General features: G+C 72.7%; 15 protein-coding genes. 6 read left to right on the top strand and 9 right to left on the bottom strand.

Translation table 11 applies throughout. From position 1 onward, the window contains the following. The first annotated feature begins 50 nt into the window (after window positions 1-50). The 5 genes from AB7V09_RS04095 (at window position 51) to AB7V09_RS04075 (ending at window position 5120) form a co-directional block, all read left to right on the top strand. Window positions 51-575: a PadR family transcriptional regulator gene (locus tag AB7V09_RS04095; protein ID WP_419143012.1), complete on the top strand. Its 525-nt coding sequence runs from the start codon at window positions 51-53 to the stop codon at window positions 573-575. After that, window positions 572-1405: an ABC transporter ATP-binding protein gene (locus tag AB7V09_RS04090; RefSeq protein ID WP_419143011.1), complete on the top strand. Its 834-nt coding sequence runs from the start codon at window positions 572-574 to the stop codon at window positions 1403-1405. Before AB7V09_RS04095 ends, AB7V09_RS04090 begins: the two co-directional genes overlap by 4 nt. Then, on the top strand, window positions 1402-3615 hold the full coding sequence (locus AB7V09_RS04085; protein WP_419143010.1) for an FtsX-like permease family protein: 2214 nt from the start codon (window positions 1402-1404) through the stop codon (window positions 3613-3615). The genes AB7V09_RS04090 and AB7V09_RS04085 overlap by 4 nt, the downstream gene beginning before the upstream one ends. A gap of 210 nt (window positions 3616-3825) precedes the next feature. Further along, on the top strand, window positions 3826-4563 hold the full coding sequence (locus tag AB7V09_RS04080) for a pentapeptide repeat-containing protein (RefSeq protein ID WP_419143009.1): 738 nt from the start codon (window positions 3826-3828) through the stop codon (window positions 4561-4563). Next, a complete protein-coding gene (locus tag AB7V09_RS04075) occupies window positions 4560-5120 on the top strand; it encodes a DivIVA domain-containing protein (protein WP_419143008.1) in 561 nt (186 codons plus the stop codon). The genes AB7V09_RS04080 and AB7V09_RS04075 overlap by 4 nt, the downstream gene beginning before the upstream one ends. Before the next feature lie 104 nt (window positions 5121-5224). Here the strand turns inward: AB7V09_RS04075 and lysS are convergent, their stop codons facing one another. The 4 genes from lysS to panC form a co-directional block, all read right to left on the bottom strand. Beyond that, entirely contained in the window at window positions 5225-6898 is a 1674-nt protein-coding gene (lysS, locus tag AB7V09_RS04070) for a lysine--tRNA ligase (RefSeq protein ID WP_419143007.1), read from the bottom strand. 103 nt (window positions 6899-7001) lie between these two features. Continuing rightward, on the bottom strand, window positions 7002-7127 hold the full coding sequence (locus AB7V09_RS04065) for a hypothetical protein (protein ID WP_419143006.1): 126 nt from the start codon (window positions 7125-7127) through the stop codon (window positions 7002-7004). A gap of 5 nt (window positions 7128-7132) precedes the next feature. Then, window positions 7133-7588: an aspartate 1-decarboxylase gene (gene panD / locus AB7V09_RS04060; RefSeq protein WP_101586442.1), complete on the bottom strand. Its 456-nt coding sequence runs from the start codon at window positions 7586-7588 to the stop codon at window positions 7133-7135. A 288-nt stretch (window positions 7589-7876) separates the two neighbouring features. Next, on the bottom strand, window positions 7877-8890 hold the full coding sequence (panC, locus tag AB7V09_RS04055; RefSeq protein WP_419143005.1) for a pantoate--beta-alanine ligase: 1014 nt from the start codon (window positions 8888-8890) through the stop codon (window positions 7877-7879). A 236-nt stretch (window positions 8891-9126) separates the two neighbouring features. On the opposite strand from panC, the gene AB7V09_RS04050 reads away from it, so the two are divergent. Further along, the gene (locus AB7V09_RS04050) at window positions 9127-10095 is read left to right on the top strand and encodes a Rossmann-like and DUF2520 domain-containing protein (RefSeq protein ID WP_419143004.1); all 969 of its coding nucleotides are present in this window, start codon (window positions 9127-9129) and stop codon (window positions 10093-10095) included. 152 nt (window positions 10096-10247) lie between these two features. On the opposite strand, the gene AB7V09_RS04045 is transcribed toward AB7V09_RS04050, so the two are convergent. The 5 genes from AB7V09_RS04045 to folP are packed head-to-tail and all read right to left on the bottom strand — an operon-like array spanning window position 10248 to window position 16714. Continuing rightward, the gene (locus tag AB7V09_RS04045; protein ID WP_419143003.1) at window positions 10248-12005 is read right to left on the bottom strand and encodes a PH domain-containing protein; all 1758 of its coding nucleotides are present in this window, start codon (window positions 12003-12005) and stop codon (window positions 10248-10250) included. Continuing rightward, on the bottom strand, window positions 12002-12607 hold the full coding sequence (locus AB7V09_RS04040; RefSeq protein WP_419143002.1) for a PH domain-containing protein: 606 nt from the start codon (window positions 12605-12607) through the stop codon (window positions 12002-12004). The genes AB7V09_RS04045 and AB7V09_RS04040 overlap by 4 nt, the downstream gene beginning before the upstream one ends. Further along, the gene (locus tag AB7V09_RS04035) at window positions 12604-13104 is read right to left on the bottom strand and encodes a DUF3180 family protein (RefSeq protein WP_003789139.1); all 501 of its coding nucleotides are present in this window, start codon (window positions 13102-13104) and stop codon (window positions 12604-12606) included. The genes AB7V09_RS04040 and AB7V09_RS04035 overlap by 4 nt, the downstream gene beginning before the upstream one ends. Further along, window positions 13104-15821, bottom strand: a complete 2718-nt coding sequence (folK, locus tag AB7V09_RS04030; protein ID WP_419143001.1) for a 2-amino-4-hydroxy-6-hydroxymethyldihydropteridine diphosphokinase — start codon at window positions 15819-15821, stop codon at window positions 13104-13106. The genes AB7V09_RS04035 and folK overlap by 1 nt, the downstream gene beginning before the upstream one ends. After that, on the bottom strand, window positions 15818-16714 hold the full coding sequence (folP, locus tag AB7V09_RS04025; RefSeq protein WP_419143000.1) for a dihydropteroate synthase: 897 nt from the start codon (window positions 16712-16714) through the stop codon (window positions 15818-15820). Before folP ends, folK begins: the two co-directional genes overlap by 4 nt. Window positions 16715-16722: the final 8 nt, after the last annotated feature.

The raw sequence follows: 16722 nt of genomic DNA, 5'->3' as shown, positions 1-16722 counted from the left end.
TCCTCACGGAGTATGTCGCGCGCGTATACACTCAGCGTATAGTCGCGGCCATGGAATCGAAACTCACTCTTCTTGGGCTGCTCAGCGCCGGGCCTGGGCACGGATACGACCTCAAACGCTTCTGGGACCACTGGTTCGCCGCCTCCAAGCCGCTGGCCTACGGCCAGGTCTACGCCACGCTCGCCCGCCTGGTGCGCGACGGGCTCATCACTCAGATCGAGACCGAGCCCGGAGCCGGTCCGGAGCGCAAGCGCTACGAGGTCACCGACGCCGGGCGCCAGAGCGTCGAGCAGTGGCTGCTGACCCCGGTCACCCCGGCCGGCGACGTCCAGGCCGACATCTTCGCCAAGACCGTCATCGCCCTCATGCTCGACGACGACGCCGGACGCCTCCTCGACCTTCAGCGCGCCGAGCACATGGCGCGTATGCGCGAGCTGACCCGCCTCAAGCAGGACGGAGACCTGCGCACGGTGCTGCTGGCCGACCACGCCCTGTTCCACATCGAGGCCGACCTGCGCTGGATGGAGACCACCGCGGCCCGCCTGAGCGAGCTGCGTGAGGAGGTGCGCTCATGAACGCCACCCCTGTCACCACCGCCGCCACCACTGGCGTCACCACCGCACCCGGTCAGGGCCAGGCAGGCCTGCCGGGCGAGGTCATCATGCGCGCCCGCGGCCTGGAGATGAGCTTCGGGCAGACCCACGCGCTGCGCGGCGTCGACCTGGACGTCGCGGCCGGTGAGGTCCTGGCCGTCACCGGCCCATCGGGCTCGGGCAAGTCCACCCTCCTGCACGTCATGGCCGGGGTGCTCGTGCCCGACGCCGGGCGCGTCGACTACCACGGAGCCGACACGACCCAGGACATCGCGGCCCTCGACGAGGCGGCCCGCAGCCGCCTGCGCCTGAAAGAGTTCGGCTTCATCTTCCAGTTCGGTCAGCTCCTGCCGGACCTCTCCGCCCTGGACAACGTCACCATCCCCCTGCTCCTGGCGGGCACCCCGCGCCGGCGGGCGCTGGCCCAGGCCCGCGAAACCCTGGGCGAGCTGGGGCTCAGCGAGCACCTGGACAAACGCCCCACCCAGCTCTCGGGCGGGCAGGCGCAGCGGGCCGCCGTCGCGCGAGCGCTGGTGACCAACCCACGTCTGCTCTTCGCCGACGAGCCCACCGGCTCCCTGGACTCCCTGGCCGCCGAGCGGACCATGGAGGTGCTGCTGAACTCGGTGCACTCCCGAGGCGCCGCCCTGGTCATCATCACCCATGACGCGCGCGTCGCCGCCTACGCCGACCGGGAGGTCACCGTGCGCGACGGTCGCATCAGTCCCGGGGCCACACACACCGCAGCCGGCCCGAGCCAGCCGGGGCACGCCGAGCCGGGAAGCCCGGGCAGTGAGAGGAACCAGTCATGAGCCGCATCGCCCTGACCCGGCTGCTCGTCGCCAACGACCGCTCCGCCCGGCGCCGCCTGGCCGGGATCGTCGCCGGCGTCATGGTGGGAGTGACCCTGTTCCTCATGCTGCTGGCCGCCGCCCAGGCCTTCCCCGAGCGCAGCATGCGCTCGAGCTGGGCGTCCACCGCCCTCATACCCGGCATCCCCGGACAGTCGAACCACACCGACCTCCGGCCCGACCACACCCTCACCGCCGGCGAGCTGGCCGTCGCCACCAACTTCGACGTCGTCGGAAACCAGTCGATCACCGTCCTGAGGGTGGCCCTGCCGGAGTCGGGCACCACCTCGGTGAGGATCCCGGGCTCCGACATCGTCCCCAAGCGGGGCGAGTACCTGGCCTCCCCCGCCCTGGCCAAGCGCATCGCATCCCTTCCCGCCGACCAGCTCGGCGACCGCTACGGCAAGCAGGTAGGGGTCCTGTCCCCCGAGGCCGTCGAGGGACCGGACTCGCTGGTGGCCGTCGTCGGGACGGACCTGGGGACCGTGGCCGCCTCCGAGTTCTACATCCCACCCCAGGTGGTCACCTCCTTCCAGGGCATCCCCTACGAGAACGAGGCGTATCGGATCGCCACGATCGTCGGCGCCATCGCGGTGCTCGTGCCCGCGCTGCTGCTCGTCGGGATCGTCACGGATCTGGGGGCGGCGCAGCGGGCCGAGCGCTTCGCCACGCTGCGCCTCATCGGGGCCACGCCCCAGCAGGTCGCCCGCACCGCGGCCCTGGAGATCGGGGCCACCACCTTCGTCGGCGCCTTGGCGGGCGTGGCCCTCTACCTGGCCCTGATCCCACTGGCCGCGCAGATCACGCTGAAGTCGAGTCGTTTCTACTACTCCGACCTGCTGCGCTCACCGGTCAACGCGGTCCTCGCCGTCGTCGTGACCACGGCGGGGGCGGCGGCCGTGGCCTGGTGGCGCACACGACGGGCCGACCTCGGGCCGCTGGGCGGTTCGCGTGAGCGCGCTGAGCGCCGCCCCCGCCTCATCTCGCTGGCGCCCGTGATCCTGGGGACCGTGGGGCTGGTCAGCACCCCGACGGTGGCCCGCCAGAACTCCGATCTGACCATCTACCTACTGCCGGTCTCCTTCCTGTGCACGATGCTGGGGCTGCTGTGGGCCGGGCCGGTCCTGACCTGGTGGGTAGCGCGAGGCGGCAGGGCCCTGGCCCATTCCGCGGCGCAGGTCATCGGCTTCAACCGGATCACTCAGCACCCCCGGGCGGTCTTCCGGGCGGTGGCGGGCGTGGTCGTCGCCGTCTACGCCATGACGGTGTTCGCCGTCGCCATCACCGTTGCTGCCGGGACCCGTGATGTCAGCCAGGGCGGCGGGCACCTGAGCCCCACGTCGCTCGAGGCGACACCGGCGGTCAGCGACGAGGGCGCCCTGAACAGCGCCGTCGACCAGCTCGCCGCCGTGCCCGGGGTGACGACGGTCGCCGTGGGGAGGATCAGCGGAGACGGCAAGCAAGACAGCCGGGTCATCCTCGAGGCCGACAAGGCCGAGGCCCTCGGGGCGCCGCACATAGCGTCCCCGGATGGCGCGGTGAGCATCAGCACCCGCTGGCTGTACGAGAACGCGGCGGCCTCGCCGTCGCCGGTCAGCGCCGAGGAGCTGGCGAGTGCCCGTGAGCACGGCGCGCCCATCATCCTGGTGGGCACCGACCCGGCCAGCCCCGGGGCCGTCGAGCGAGCCCGCACCGCTCTGGCCACCTCGGGCCTGGCCCTGGGGACCGCCCCAACCTCACCCAGCTCGATCCAGGCCCTCCAGGACACCGCCATGGAGAACCAGTTCGCCCAGCTGGGCTACATCGGCATCCTCATCGCCGCGGGCATCTCCGCGGTCTCGCTGGGGGTCTCGACGGTGGCGGCGCTGCTGGGGCGCCGGCGGGTCCTGGGTCTGCTACGGCTGGTCGGCATGCCTGCGGCGACGCTGCGCTCCATGGTGTCCTACGAGACGATGCTGCCGGCGGTCACCGCCCTGGCCATGAGCATCGGTCTGGGATGGCTGACCGCATGGGCACTGGTCGGCGGGGTGTCGGGGCGCCACATCAACTGGCCGGGCGGCGGCTACTGGCTGGCGCTGGGGGCGTGCCTGGCGCTGGTGGTGGTGGCGACCCTGGCCAGCACCCGCTACGGCCGGCGCATGCTGGCCGGCACCACCGTCCGATTCGAGTAGGAACGCACCGACGTGTCCAAATCGGTGACAAAGGCCGCAATCAGCCTCAGTCGCAGACAAAGAAACCGCATGATTCCGCGGTTCTTCTCGACGGAGTGACGGTCTGCGAGCTCCTTTGTGTCCGATATGGACACCTACCCCTCCTGCGCGCCCGGGCACCGGGGAGAACAACCCCCGGTGCCCGGAGCCGATCTGCGATAGAACAGGACCATGACCGCAGGACCGACCGACACGGCCGCAGGCTCCTCCGCCGCGGCCTGCCCGAGGCCGCCCGCCCTCACGGCACCGGACCTCAGTCGCCTGCGCAACGGCGAGGCCGATGAGCTCACCGCCGGCGAGATGGTCGAGGACCTGGAGCTGGTCGAAGCAGACCTGAGCGGCGGCGACCTGTCGGCACTCACGCTGCTCAGCTGCCGGTTCTCGGAGGTCTTCGCCAATGACACCGACCTGGCCGCGGCCCGGCTGGTCGACTGCCGCCTGGAACGCCTGAGCGCCACCTACCTTCACAGCCCGCGCTCCACCTGGCGCACGGTGGAGCTGGTCGACTCCCGTATCGGGGCCTGGGAGCTCTACGACGCCGATGTCGAGTCGCTCCTCATGGAGAACTGCCGCCTGGGCTTCACGAACCTCGCCGGAACCACTGTGCGCGACCTCCTCATCCGGGCCACCCGGATCGACGAGCTGGACCTGAGCGGCATCGACGCCCAGCGGGTCCGCTTCGAGGACTGCCAGGTGGGCACGCTGCGCCTGCACGGCGGGAGCCTGAGCGACGTTGACCTGCGCGGACTGGAGATGAGAACAGTCAGCGGTGTCGGTTCCCTGGCCGGAGCGACCGTCAGCAGCGGGCAGCTCAGCGAGCTCGCGCCGCTCCTGGCGCAGCACCTGGGGCTGAGGGTCACGGATCAGGATCACGCACAGAATGCGACAACAAGGAGTAAACGCGCATGACGCTGCTGACAGCCGACGACGTTCTCACCGTGAAGTTCGAGGTCTCCTCATTCAAGGAGGGCTACAAACAGGATGAGGTCGACGTCTTCCTCGACGACGTGACGACCACGATACGGGAGTTCGAGGAGCGGCTCGGCACGTCACAGGAATCCTCGGGCCCCTCGCACCGGAAGGCCGAGATCCTCCTGACCTCCGAGGGCGTCAGGAACATCCGGTTCTCGACCACCCGGTGGTCGGGGTATCACATCGACCAGGTTGATGCCTTCCTCGCCCAGGTGGTCTCGACGATGGAGGCCCTTGAGGCACAGGTGAGCGCCGGCTCCTTCGCCGCCCAGCCCGGTGCCGGAGCCGGCGCTGCCTATGGCGGCGGAGCCTATGGCATGAGCCCGGCCCAGACCGACTACGCCCAGGGCGGCACCGACGGAACCGGTGATGCCCAGTACGCCGAGGCGATTGCGCAACGCGACCAGTACATCGCCCAGCTCCAGCAGGAGAACGCCTACCTTCGCGCCGAGCTCGAGTCCGCCCAGCGCCGCCTCGGGACGACCGGGTTCTAGGCCTGCCGAGACCCGCCGGGCTGCTATGACGAAGCGCCGGTCGGTTACTGCCTGCTCGGAGGCAGTGACCGGCCGGCGCTATGGCCGCGGAGGCGGAGTACGGTTCAGCCCCGCTTGACCAGCGGGAAGGTGATGGTCTCGCGGATGCCCTGGCCGGTGAGCACCATGAGGAGACGGTCGATGCCCATGCCCATGCCGCCGCTGGGCGGGAAGCCCTGCTCCATGGCCACCAGGAAGTCCTCGTCCAGGATCATGGCCTCGGGGTCGCCCTTGGCGGCCGCCAGGGCCTGGGCCTCGAAGCGCTCGCGCTGAACCACGGGGTCGGCGAGCTCGGAGTAGGCGGTGGCGGTCTCGAAGCCGCGCACGTAGAGGTCCCACTTCTCGGTCAGGCCCGGCTTGCTGCGGTGGTAGCGGGTCAGCGGCGAGGTGTCCTCGGGGAAGTCGTAGACGAAGGTGGGCGCCCACAGCTTGTTGCCGACGAGCTCCTCGAAGATGTCCTCGACGACCTTGCCGGCCACGGCGTAGTCGTCGATCTCCAGGCCGATCTTCTCGGCGTAGGCGACCAGCTGCTCGCGCGGGGTCTCCACGGTGATCTCCTCACCGAGGGCCTCGGAGACGGAGGTGTAGAGGTCGATCTTGTCCCACTCGCCCGACAGGTCGTACTCGGTGCCGTCGGCCAGCGTGACGACCTCCCCACCCTCGGGCAGGTCGAAGGCGTCCCGGGCCGCCTGCTGGACGAGGTTGCGGGTCAACTCGGCCATGCCGTCGTAGTCGGAGTAGGCCTCGTAGGCCTCCAAGGCCGTGAACTCCGGGGAGTGGGAGGAGTCGGCGCCCTCGTTGCGGAAGTTGCGGTTGATCTCGAAGACGCGGTCGACGCCGCCGACCACGGCGCGCTTGAGGTAGATCTCCGTGGCGATGCGCAGGTAGAGATCCATGTCGAAAGCGTTCATGTGGGTGATGAACGGGCGCGCGGCCGCCCCGCCGTGAATGACCTGCAGCATGGGCGTCTCCAGCTCCAGGTAGTCGCGGCGGAAGAAGTTCTCGCGGATGGAGCGCACGACGGCGGCGCGGGTGCGCACCATGTCGCGGGCGGCGGGCCGAGTGAGCAGGTCGAGCTCACGACGGCGCACGCGCTGCTCCTCCGAGAGCGTCACCGCCTCGCCGGCCTCGTTGGTCCAGGTCTTGGGCAGGGGACGCAGCGCCTTGGAGGCGATCCGCCAAGCGGGGATCTCGACGTCGTCGTCCCCGGCGGAGGCGGCCTCGGCGCCCTCGCGCAGGACCGGCTCGGCCATGACGGACAGCTCGCCGCGGCGCGAGGAGATGACGCGGCCGTGGACGAAGAGGTGGTCGCCCAGGTCGACGTCGGCCTTGAAGGCCGCGAGCGCGGTGTGGCCCTCGGCGGGCAGGGCCTTGGCCGAGAGCATGGCCTGCAGGGTGGTGCCGGCACCGTCCTGCAGGGTGACGAAGCACAGGCGGCCGGTGTTGCGCAGGAAGACGACGCGGCCGGCCACACCGACGACGTCGTCGGTCTCCTGCCCGGCCTCGAGGTGGGCGTAGCCCTCGCGCACGGCGGCGATGGTGGTGGTGACGGGCACGGAGACCGGGTAGGGGTCCCAGCCCTCGCTGCGCAGGCGCTCGCGCTTGCCGGCGCGGACCTCGAACTGCTCGCCCGGGCCCGGGTCGGCCTTGGGCTGCTTGGGCTGGTCCGCCTTCGGCGACTGGGCGCCGGTGGCGTCGGTGGCGGTCGGGTCGGGGCTGGGGGTGCTCTCGTCTGTCACGTGAAGGAGTCTAACGGCGCCGGCCCTCCCCAGACGCTCCCTGGGTCCCGACGATGCCCGATCCACATCCGATCCTGGTCACACCGGGCGGCGGTTCCTCCGGTCAGATCCAGGTGGGCACGACGGCGGCCCCGGTCACGGCTTCCTCTCCCTTCCGGCTGCGGCGCACGGACACGCAGTACTCGGCCGGGAACCAGGTGGGGCCCAGGGCCTCGCCCCTGACCGGCACCCGGCTCAGGCGCGGGCCTCGGCCAGGGGGATGCCGGTGGGCCGCAGGCCCTGGAGGCGGGCGACGTCGGAGTCGGCCGGGATCTGGCCGGGGTCGGTGCCCCGCTCCACGATCCGGTTGGCCTCGTCGACGAAGACGACCCGGGGCAGGTAGGTGCGGGCCTCGGCGTCGGACATCTGGGAGTAGGCGATGAGGATGACGACATCTCCGGGGCTGACCAGGTGGGCGGCGGCACCGTTGACGCAGATCTCGCCTGCGCCGCGCTCGCCGGGGATGACGTAGGTGGACAGGCGGTTGCCGTTGGAGCAGTTGCAGATGTCGACGCGCTCACCGGGCAGCAGGTCGGCGGCCTCGAGCAGGTCGATGTCCACCGTGATGGAGCCGACGTAGTCGAGGTCGGCCTGGGTCACGGTGGCGCGGTGAATCTTGGACGTCATCATCGTCCGGGTGCGGGAACTCATCGCCGCACAGCGTAGACGGCGCCGGGCCCGGCGCACTGTACGGTGCGGCACAGGGTGAGCGACCTGACAGGTTGGGATCATCGGCGCGCTCAGGGCAGGCACGCGCGAGACGCTCAGGGCTGTGCGGAGCGCGCCGGCCCGCCAGCTGCCGAGAACACGCCATAGGGCGCCGGGTCTGTCGCGCGAGGGTGCGTCCTGGGGGACGCGTGTGCGTCCTCGCGCGGGGCTGCGCGGCTCGCGACGCCCGGCTCGCGCAAACACCCGGGCGTTCAGGGCGAGCGGCCCTGCTCAGGGGCGCAGGTCGATGAGGGTGTTGTCGATGAGGCGGGTGGTGCCCACGCGCGCGGCAACAGCCAGCAGCCCCACGGCGGGCAGCCCCTCCCCCTTGTCCTCCCCCGCAGGCTCACTGCGCGGCAGGCCGAGGCCGGCGCCCGCCAGGTCCTCGAAGCTGTCCGGGGCGACGAGGGCCACGTAGTCGACCTCGACGCCGTCGGCCGCCTCCAGGGAGGCCAGGGCGGCCTGGCGGATGGCGGCGGGGTCGGGCCGGGAGCCGGTGGCCTGCGCGGCGGCGTCCCGGCCGGCCTGGAGTGCACGGGACAGGGCCAGGGCCTGGTGGCGCTGCTCGGGGCTGAGGTAGGCATTGCGCGAGCTCATGGCCAGGCCGTCGCTCTCGCGGCGGATGTCAACCGGCACGATCTCCAGCGGGACGGCGAGGTCGCGCACCATGGACTCGATGATCGCCAGCTGTTGGGCGTCCTTGCGGCCGAACAGCGCCCAGCGCGGGGCGGTCAGGTGCATAAGGGTGAGCACCACCTGGCACACGCCGGCGAAGTGGGTGGGGCGGGTGCGGCCCTCCAGGACGGTGGCGATGGGGCCGGGGTCGATGCGCACCGCCGGCTGCCCGGCGGGGTAGATGACCTCCGGGGTGGGGGCGAAGACGATGAGGCGTCCCACGCCGAGGGTGCCGTCGGCGCCGGTGAGGGTGCGGGCGAGGCCATCCAGGTCGCCCTCGAGATCGCGCGGGTAGGCGTCGAGGTCCTCGGTGGGGGCGAACTGCAGGGGGTTGACGAAGATGGTGACCACGACGGTGCCGGTCGGCCCGACGCGCCGGGCGGCCTCGCGCACGAGGTCGAAGTGGCCCTCGTGGAGGGCGCCCATCGTCATGACGACCGCCCGCGGGTCCGAGGCCTCGGCCAGGGCGGCGGCGAGGTCGGCGCGGCTGCGGGCGAGGACGGTTGCGGCGCCGGCGGATCGGGGGGCGGGAACGGGCGTCGGTGCGGGTTCAGTGCTCACGTGCCCCACGCTAGTCGCCCCACCCGGGCCGGTGACCCGCGCGGAAGGTGAAAGTGTCCACGGTGGCGACTTTTCCGAGCCGAATCCGAGCGCCGAAGTCCTCTCGATTCACGTTTCCGCAGGTCACAGGGGTCGCCTTGAACGACGGGTCGCCTGCGGCCGGCGGAAAAGTCGCCAAAATTGACAGAATCGCCCTGATGGCCCACTCCAGGCCGGAGCAGGCGCAGGCATGAGAGCATCGGGGCATGAGCGACATCGATGGCACGGGCCCAGGTACAGGCGGCGAGCACGCAGGCCGGGCCCCGGCCGCCCCTGCCAGCCCGAGCAGGCCGGGACGGCTGGGCGTCGGCATCATCTCCGCTGGGCGCGTCGGGGCGGTCCTGGGCTGCGCGCTGCGGGCGGTGGAGCACCAGGTCGTCGGCGTCCACGCGGTCTCGGAGGAGTCGCGCGAGCGCGCCGATATGCTGTTGCCCGGCGTACCGGTCCTGGAGGTCGAGGAGATTGTCGAGCGCGCCGAGCTGGTCCTGCTGGCCGTGCCCGACGACGCCCTCGAGCCGCTCGTCCAAGGCCTGGCGGACCTGGGGCGCTGGCAGCCGGGACAGCTGGTGGCCCACACCTCGGGGCGCTACGGCGCCGCCGTGCTCGCGCCGGCTCAGCGCTGCGGGGCGATCCCGCTGGCGATCCACCCGGCGATGACCTTCTCCGGGTTCTCCACGGATGTGGCCCGGCTCGTCGGCTGCCCGATGGCTGTGACTGCGCCCGCGGCGGTGCTGCCGATCGCGCAGGCGCTGGTGGTCGAGCTCGGCGGGGAGCCCTTCGTCCTGGAGGAGTCGGCACGCCCGATCTACCACGCGGCCCTCGCCCACGGCGCCAACCACCTGCTGACCGTGGTGACGCAGGCCGTGCGGGTGCTGGCGGCCGCCGGGGTCGAGGACGGTGCGGCCACGCTCGGCCCCCTGCTCACGGCGGCCCTGGACCGGGCCCTGCGCGAGGGCGAGGCGGGCCTGACCGGCCCGGTCTCGAGGGGCGACGCCGGGACGGTGGCCGCCCACCTGGAGGCGCTCTCCGCGCTGCGTGACAGCCAGGGACGGCGCCTCGACGACGTGGTCTCCTCCTACCGGCAGCTGGCCGCCGCCGCCACTGAGCGCTGCGAGGCCACCGGGCGCTTGACCGCCGAGCAGGCCCTGCGCCTGCGCGACACCCTGCGCAGCTAGGGCCTGTTGCGAAAGTGGGGTGAAGCGTCCGCGTGTTCGTACCTTAGGACGCGCGTTCGTACCCTCTACCCCTCGAACACAAGCCCTAAGGTACGACCGCGATGTCGGCCACTGGCGAGAACCGGCCTCCGCCCGGACATACGCAACAGGACCTAGCGCACTGAGGGCCCGGCAGGCTGCGTGGCGGCGACGGCGCGCGCGAGCCACCGGTCGAGCTGCTCGGCGCGGGCCCGGTGCAGCGCCCGCCGGCTGATTCGCGCCGCCAGGGCCTTGGCGTCGGCGGCATCGAGGTTGGTGATCGAGGCAGGGACCTCCTGGGCGACCATGTCGAGTCGGAGGGAGGCCAGGCCCCGCCGGCGCGCCAGCGGCCCCTGGCGCACGCGCAGGGACTGGATGCGCTCGTAGGGGAAGATGGCCACTCGCCGCCGCCAGCGGCCGTGGCGGATGATGACGCAGGTGTCGGTGAGGGCGATGGCTGCGCGCCGCCAGGTCAAGGGGCGGAAGAGCCGTCCGCGGCGGCTGAGGCGCACGAAGCCGCGCTCGGCCGAGCCCGCCGGGGCCTGCGGGTCACCGACACCGTCATCGTCGCGGCCGATGAGGGCCTGGGCGAGCAGTCTGTCGGGGTCGGGAACGCCCAGGTCGGGGACCACGAGCCACAGCGCGCGCAGGGCGGTGTCCCGGCTGCCCACGGGCAGCAGCAGGTTGCCGAACTGCCGGTTCTGGCCGTCCTGGGACCGGTCCTCGCGGCCGGCCACAGTGACGTCCACCTTCCACCAGTCCTTGCCGCGCCACAGGATCGGCTGAGCGATCCCGACGCCGTGGACCCGTCCGGGAGGCAGCGTGCGGGAGGTGTCGGAGGTGAGCCCATAACGCATGCGGATACCGCTGGGGGTGGCGGCCGCCTGGAAGTTCCAGGCGCTGTTGAACTGGCTCCACACGACGGTCGCCGTCCCGATGACGATCGTGATGTAGGACGAGATGACCGTCAGCGCTTCGCCTCCGGTCATGGAGTCCAAGATGATGAGGATCCCTACCGACAGCATGCCGATGACCGTCAGCCCGAGCACATAGACCGAGGAGCTGCGCAGCAGGGACCCCAGGAGGGTGGCACCATCGACGCTGTAGAGCGGGTACTCCTGGAAGTGGGAGGCCCGCATCGGCACGGCGCGCTGCTCGGGGGCGGTCTGAGAGCCGGCGGCCCCTCCCGGCGCGAGGCCCTCGGGCCTGACGGCGGACGTGGCGTTATCGATGCCGCCGGTGTCGCGGCCCTCTGCGCCCGCCCCGACGGCGCCACCCTCTACAGCGGGGCCGGGCAGGTCGATCTGTCCGGCGGCCAGGTCGAGGATGCAGTCGCGCAGGGTCTGAAGCTCGCGGGTGGTGAGGAATCCGATGACGACCCGTGAGTCCCGGCCCCCGGCGACCTCGACGGTCAGCTGCCCCAGACCGAAGATGCGCCCGAGCAGGGGGTGAACGACGTCGACCGACTGGATGCGCGGCAGACGGGCCGTGCGCAGCTTGCGGCTGAGGATGCCCGAGCGCAGGTAGACGCCGTCGGCGTCCACGGCGTAGGCGCGCCGCCACCAGCTGAGCAGCCCGAGCCCCACCCACAGGGCGATGAACGCGATCAGGCCGAGCAGGTAGTAGCCGATCCCCCCGCCCAGGGTGAAGCCGTGCTTGGAGATGAAGCGGTAGGCGCGCACCAGCTCGTCGAGGTTCTGGACCGTGACGAAGGCGAGGACACCGGTGACGATCTTCCAGCCCTCCAACACCGGCGTGACGAGGCTGACCCGGTGCCAGGTGACGTTCTCGGGCAGGGGCAGATCCCGAGAGGCGGCGGGCCCGCTCTCCCCCGGCGCCTCCGTCCTCGCCTTACGGGCGGCCTCCAGCCGGCTCTCCCAGCTGGGGCTCACAGCCCGGCCATCCTCTCCTCACCGCGCTGGGACAGGACCTGGCGCAGGCGCTCGGCCTCGGCCACCGGCAGCCCGTTGATCGTGGCGTCGGTGCTGGCCGAGGCCGTGTGGAGCTTGACCTCGGCGATGCCCAGCCAGCGGGCCAGCGGCCCCTGGGAGGTGTCCACGAACTGCATGCGCCCGTAGGGGGTGACGGTGATGGAGCGGAACATGACACCGTGGCGCCACAGGAGGTGGTTGTCGGCCAGGGCGTAGCCCATGGCCCGCACCTGGCGCGGAATGAGCCAGAGCTGCCAGAGGAACAGCACTGCGAAGACCCCCGCCGGGATGAAGTATCCGGAGGAGACGAGCACCCCGGGGATGGCGAAGCCGATGATGACGACGGCGCAGAGGAGACCGACCCCCAGGATGCGGGCGGTGATGAGGCGGTGGGAGACCGGGTGGAAGACGACGCCGTCGGGGGCGAAGGGGTCGGCGCCGGCGGGTGGTCGCGTGGCCGGCTCACCGGCGCGGACGGGTGCCGGGGCTGGGCCAGCGGGTGCAGCAGGGGCGGCGGGGCTGGTACCGGGCATCGCGCCGGGACCTGTTCCGGGACTGGTCATGCGGGGGCTCCTGGTCCTTCGGGGGCCCGCCCGGCGGGACCGGCCGAGCCGTCGTCGTCGCCGTCACCGGAGATGGAGCACCACTGCTCGACGACGAAGCCGACGACGCACCACACGAGGCAGGCGATCAGGCAGCCGGTCGAGGTCCAGGCCAGGTGGGTCATGGCCGGCGAGCGCGGCGTCACCAGCGCCAGGATGATCCCGCCGCCGTAGACGCCGCCGAGCACCGCCCCCACGATGGCGGAGGCCTGGGCGGCGGCCGCCGTCGTGGCGGCACCGGTCGGGGTGATCCAGGTGCGCTCGCGCGCACGCAGCCGCCTGACCGCCAGACCCGCCACCAGGACGATGCCCGCAATGACCAGCGCAGTCACCGCCCCCCAGGGGGAGAGGACCGGGACCCAGCCGACGTGGCGCAGCAGGAGGTCACCGACCACCCAGGAGGTCACCGCGGCGGCGATGAACCAGGTGACGGCGCTGGTCCAGCGGGTGCGCCGCATCAGACGTCCTGACGGGGACCTGTCCCCTGGGCGCCACCACCGATGACGTCATTCCACTGGAGCGGAGACCTCCAGGCGTCCCCGGCGGCCTCATCCTGCTGGCCGTGGGAGACCCCGTCCGGCCCGGCTGAGAGACCGGGGGCGTAGGAGCCCTGCGGTCCGGCCGCCTCGGGGGCCGAGGCTGCCTGGTAGGGCGAGTCGACCTGCGGGGCCTGCTCGGCCCAGGAGCCCGCCCCGTTGGAGGTGTCGAAAGGCAGCTGCCCGAAGGGGGAGGACTCGGCCTGCCCCTGGTCACCGAGGGGCTGCGCGGGGGCCGGTTCCGGGGCGGCCGATGAGGCCTCGGCGATGCTGCCGGCGTAGTCGGCGGCCAGGGAGGCGTCGGCCACGGAGGACTCATCCCGGGTGGCGTCGTAGACCAGGCCCGGCTCGGAGCCTGCGGCATCCTGCTCCACCGGCGGCTCCACGTAGGGGCCGGTGGGCTTGTCCGGCAGGGACTCGGAGTCGAGCCAGTCGAAGGCCAGCCAGCGCAGACCACCGCGGTCGGGGGCGTTCTCGGCGAGCTCGGACACGGAGCGCCCGGCCAGCTCGGCGAAGGGGTCGGCCTGGCTCCACGGCACGAGGACGAAGGCGCGCTCGGCGGCACGCGGGTGCGGCAGGGACAGGGCCGGGTCGGAGGAGGTGACACCCTCGACCTCGATGAGGTCGACGTCCAGGGTGCGCACGCCCCACGGCTCGGTGCGCACGCGCCCGGCCGCGATCTCCAGGGTCTGGCAGACCTCGAGCAGCTCGCGCGGGGCGAGGGTCGTCATGGCCGTGACCACCGTGTTGAGGTAGTCGGGCTGGGGCTCGGCGCCCTCGGCGACGACGGCGATCGTGCGGGCCAGCGGCGCCACCTGCGTGACCTCGATGCCCTCGGTGGCCTTGAGGCTCTGGACGGCCGTGCGCAGGGAGTCCACGACTCCACCGACGTTGGCGCCCAGGCCGAAGACGACGCCCACGGGGCGGGTGGGCCGCTCGGAGAGTGGGTCGACCGGAGCGGCGGGAGCCGCCGGGGCCTCAGGTGCGGCTGGAGCCGGTGCTGCGCCGGGGGCGCCCAGGAAGTCGGGCTGCGCCGACGGCGCGGCGTACGAGCCCTCAGCGGGCTGAGAGAAGTCCTCAGAGGCGGAGGGCTGGGAGTAGGAGGGCTCGGAGGAGGCCGGTGCCACACCCTCCTGGCCCGCGGCCCCGGGGAGCTCACCGGGGCCGGCGAAGGGGCTGGGCCCGGGCTCTCCCAGGGGCTGGGAGGCCGGGACGGAGGAGGCTCCCATGAGGCCGTCGGCGCCGGCGGTCCCGGAGGCGGTGGCGTCCCCGCCCAGTGCGGGGAAGGCGAAGCCGGACGCGTCGGCGCCCGCCGCCTCGGGGGCGGCCCCGGCATCACTGGCCTGGCTGGAGGCGGCGCCACTGTAGGAGCCGGACTCGTCGAAGGCGACGGGGCCGCCCAGAAGGTCCGCGGAGCCCTCGACGGCGGGAGCGGACTGGTCCTCGCCCTCCTCGGAGGAGGCGACGTGGCGTCCTTCGTGGGGCAGCTGGACAGCAAGGCCGTCGGCGGCGGGAGCCGGTTCGGACGAGGCCGCTGCGGCTGCGTCAGCAGCCACCTCCTCGGCATAGCTGAGGGCACTGGGCTCCGGCTCGCTGGAGGCGGGCGCCGCACCCAGCGCCTCGGCCGCCAGGCTCACGAACCCGTCAGCGCCGGCGGTCCTGCCGGCGGAGGCCGCGGTGGGGGCGCTGGTCGAGGGGGCGTCCAGCGCGCTCGACGCGGAGTAGGAAACGGCAGACTCACCGGAGGGCAGGCCGGTGGCCTCCGGGGCCTCGGGAGCCTCCGGGGTCCAGGCGGGGGCCGATGAGGCGGAGGAGTCCGCGCTCTCGGTGGCCCAGTCCGGCACCCACGGCTGGGTCGACTCGGCGCTCCCGCCGGGAGTACCGGGCTCGGTCGGCATCGGCGTGGGGACCGAGGGCGCGGCGGCGGCGAAGGGCGAGCGGGCCGGCGCCTCCATCGGCGAGGCCGGCGAGGGAGTCGGGGTGATGGGGGCCTCGGAGGCCAACGCGGCCGGAGCGGCGTCGCCGCCCGTGAAGGAGACGCCCGAGAAGTCGGGGACCTCCGAGACGATGGGTGCCGCGGGGGCGGCAGGGGGCTCGTAGGCGGGCGCCGCCGGGGAGGCTGCGGCCACCGGGGAGGCCGAGGAGGAGGGAGAGGCGTAGGACTGGGCGGAGACGGCCACCGGCGCCTCGGCCTGCGCGGCCCAGGCGGCCTGGCTGGTGGCGGGGGCTCCGCCGTGGCCGGCTGCGGCGTCGGCCACCCGGTGGATGGTCACCGAGACGTCCTCGAAGGCGACGTCGAGGGGCGCCTCGGGCTTGTGGACGGTGACCTCGGCGGCCACGACGCGGGGGAAGGACAGGACCCGCTCGGCGATCCGGTCCGCCAGGGACTCGATGAGGTTGACCGGCTCCCCCTCGATGATGCTCACGATGCCGTTGGCCACGCGGGAGTAGTCGACGGCGTCGGTCACCGAGTCGGTGACGGCGGCCACGGCGGTGCCGCGCTGCCCCAGGTCGAGGATGACATCGACCGTGAAGAGCTGGCCCTCCTCGCGTTCGAAGGGCAGGACGCCGTGGTGGCCACGGGCGGACAGGCCGATGAGGCTGATCCGGTCGGTGGTCGCGGAGACGGTGGTGCTCACTGGTGTTCCTTCCAGAGGGAGGCGGTGCGGACGGCGGCCCGGTTGACCGGGACCTCGTGGACTCTGACGGCCCAGGCGCCGGCGGCGGCGGCCAGGGCGGTGGTGGCGGCGGTGACGGCGTCGCGCTGGACGGGGGTGGCCTCGGCCTCGGCGGCCTGGGCGAGAAAGCGCTTGCGGGAGGAGCCGACCAGGAGGGGCCGGCCCAGGTCGGCGATGAGGCGGGAGGTGGCCGCCAGCAGCTCCCAGGACTGGGCGTGGGTCTTGGCGAAGCCGAGGCCGGGGTCCAGGACCACCTGGGAGCGGTCCACCCCGGCGGCGTCCAGCTCGGCCAGGCGCTCGCGCAGCTCGGCCTCGACCCCGGCGACGACGCCGCCGGGGTAGTCGGTGAGCCGGTCCATGGTCTCGGGGTCGCCGCGCCAGTGCTGGCAGACGTAGACGACGCCGGTGCGGGCGATGAGGCTGTGCATGGCAGAGTCGGCCAGGCCCCCGGAGACGTCGTTGATGATGTGGGCGCCGGCGTCGATGGCGGCCTCGGCGGTGGCGGCGTGGATGGTGTCCACCGAGACGATGGCGCTGCCGGCGACGCCGGTCCCGTCGGCACTGCCTGCCCCGTCGGCGAGGAGGGCGCGCACCACGGGCAGGACCCGGGAGATCTCGGTGTCGACGTCGACCCTCTGGGCGCCGGGGCGGGTGGACTCCCCGCCGACGTCGATGATGTCGGCGCCCTGGGCGATGAGCTCGCGAGCATGGGCGACGGCCGCCTCGGGGTCGGCCCAGCGGCCGCCGTCGGAGAAGGAGTCGGGGGTGACGTTGAGGACGCCCATGAGGAGCGTCCGGTCGCGGGGCACGAACCCCGGCAGGGGGGCCGGGGCGGCGGCGGGAAGATTCGTCACGGGGTCAG

It is taken from the genome of Actinomyces sp. SKVG-SVH-4(1) (assembly GCF_048514265.1).
Classification (GTDB): domain Bacteria; phylum Actinomycetota; class Actinomycetes; order Actinomycetales; family Actinomycetaceae; genus Actinomyces; species Actinomyces oris.
The sequence above is the reverse complement of the archived record's forward strand: the minus strand, read 5'-3'. Positions and strand labels throughout refer to the sequence as shown.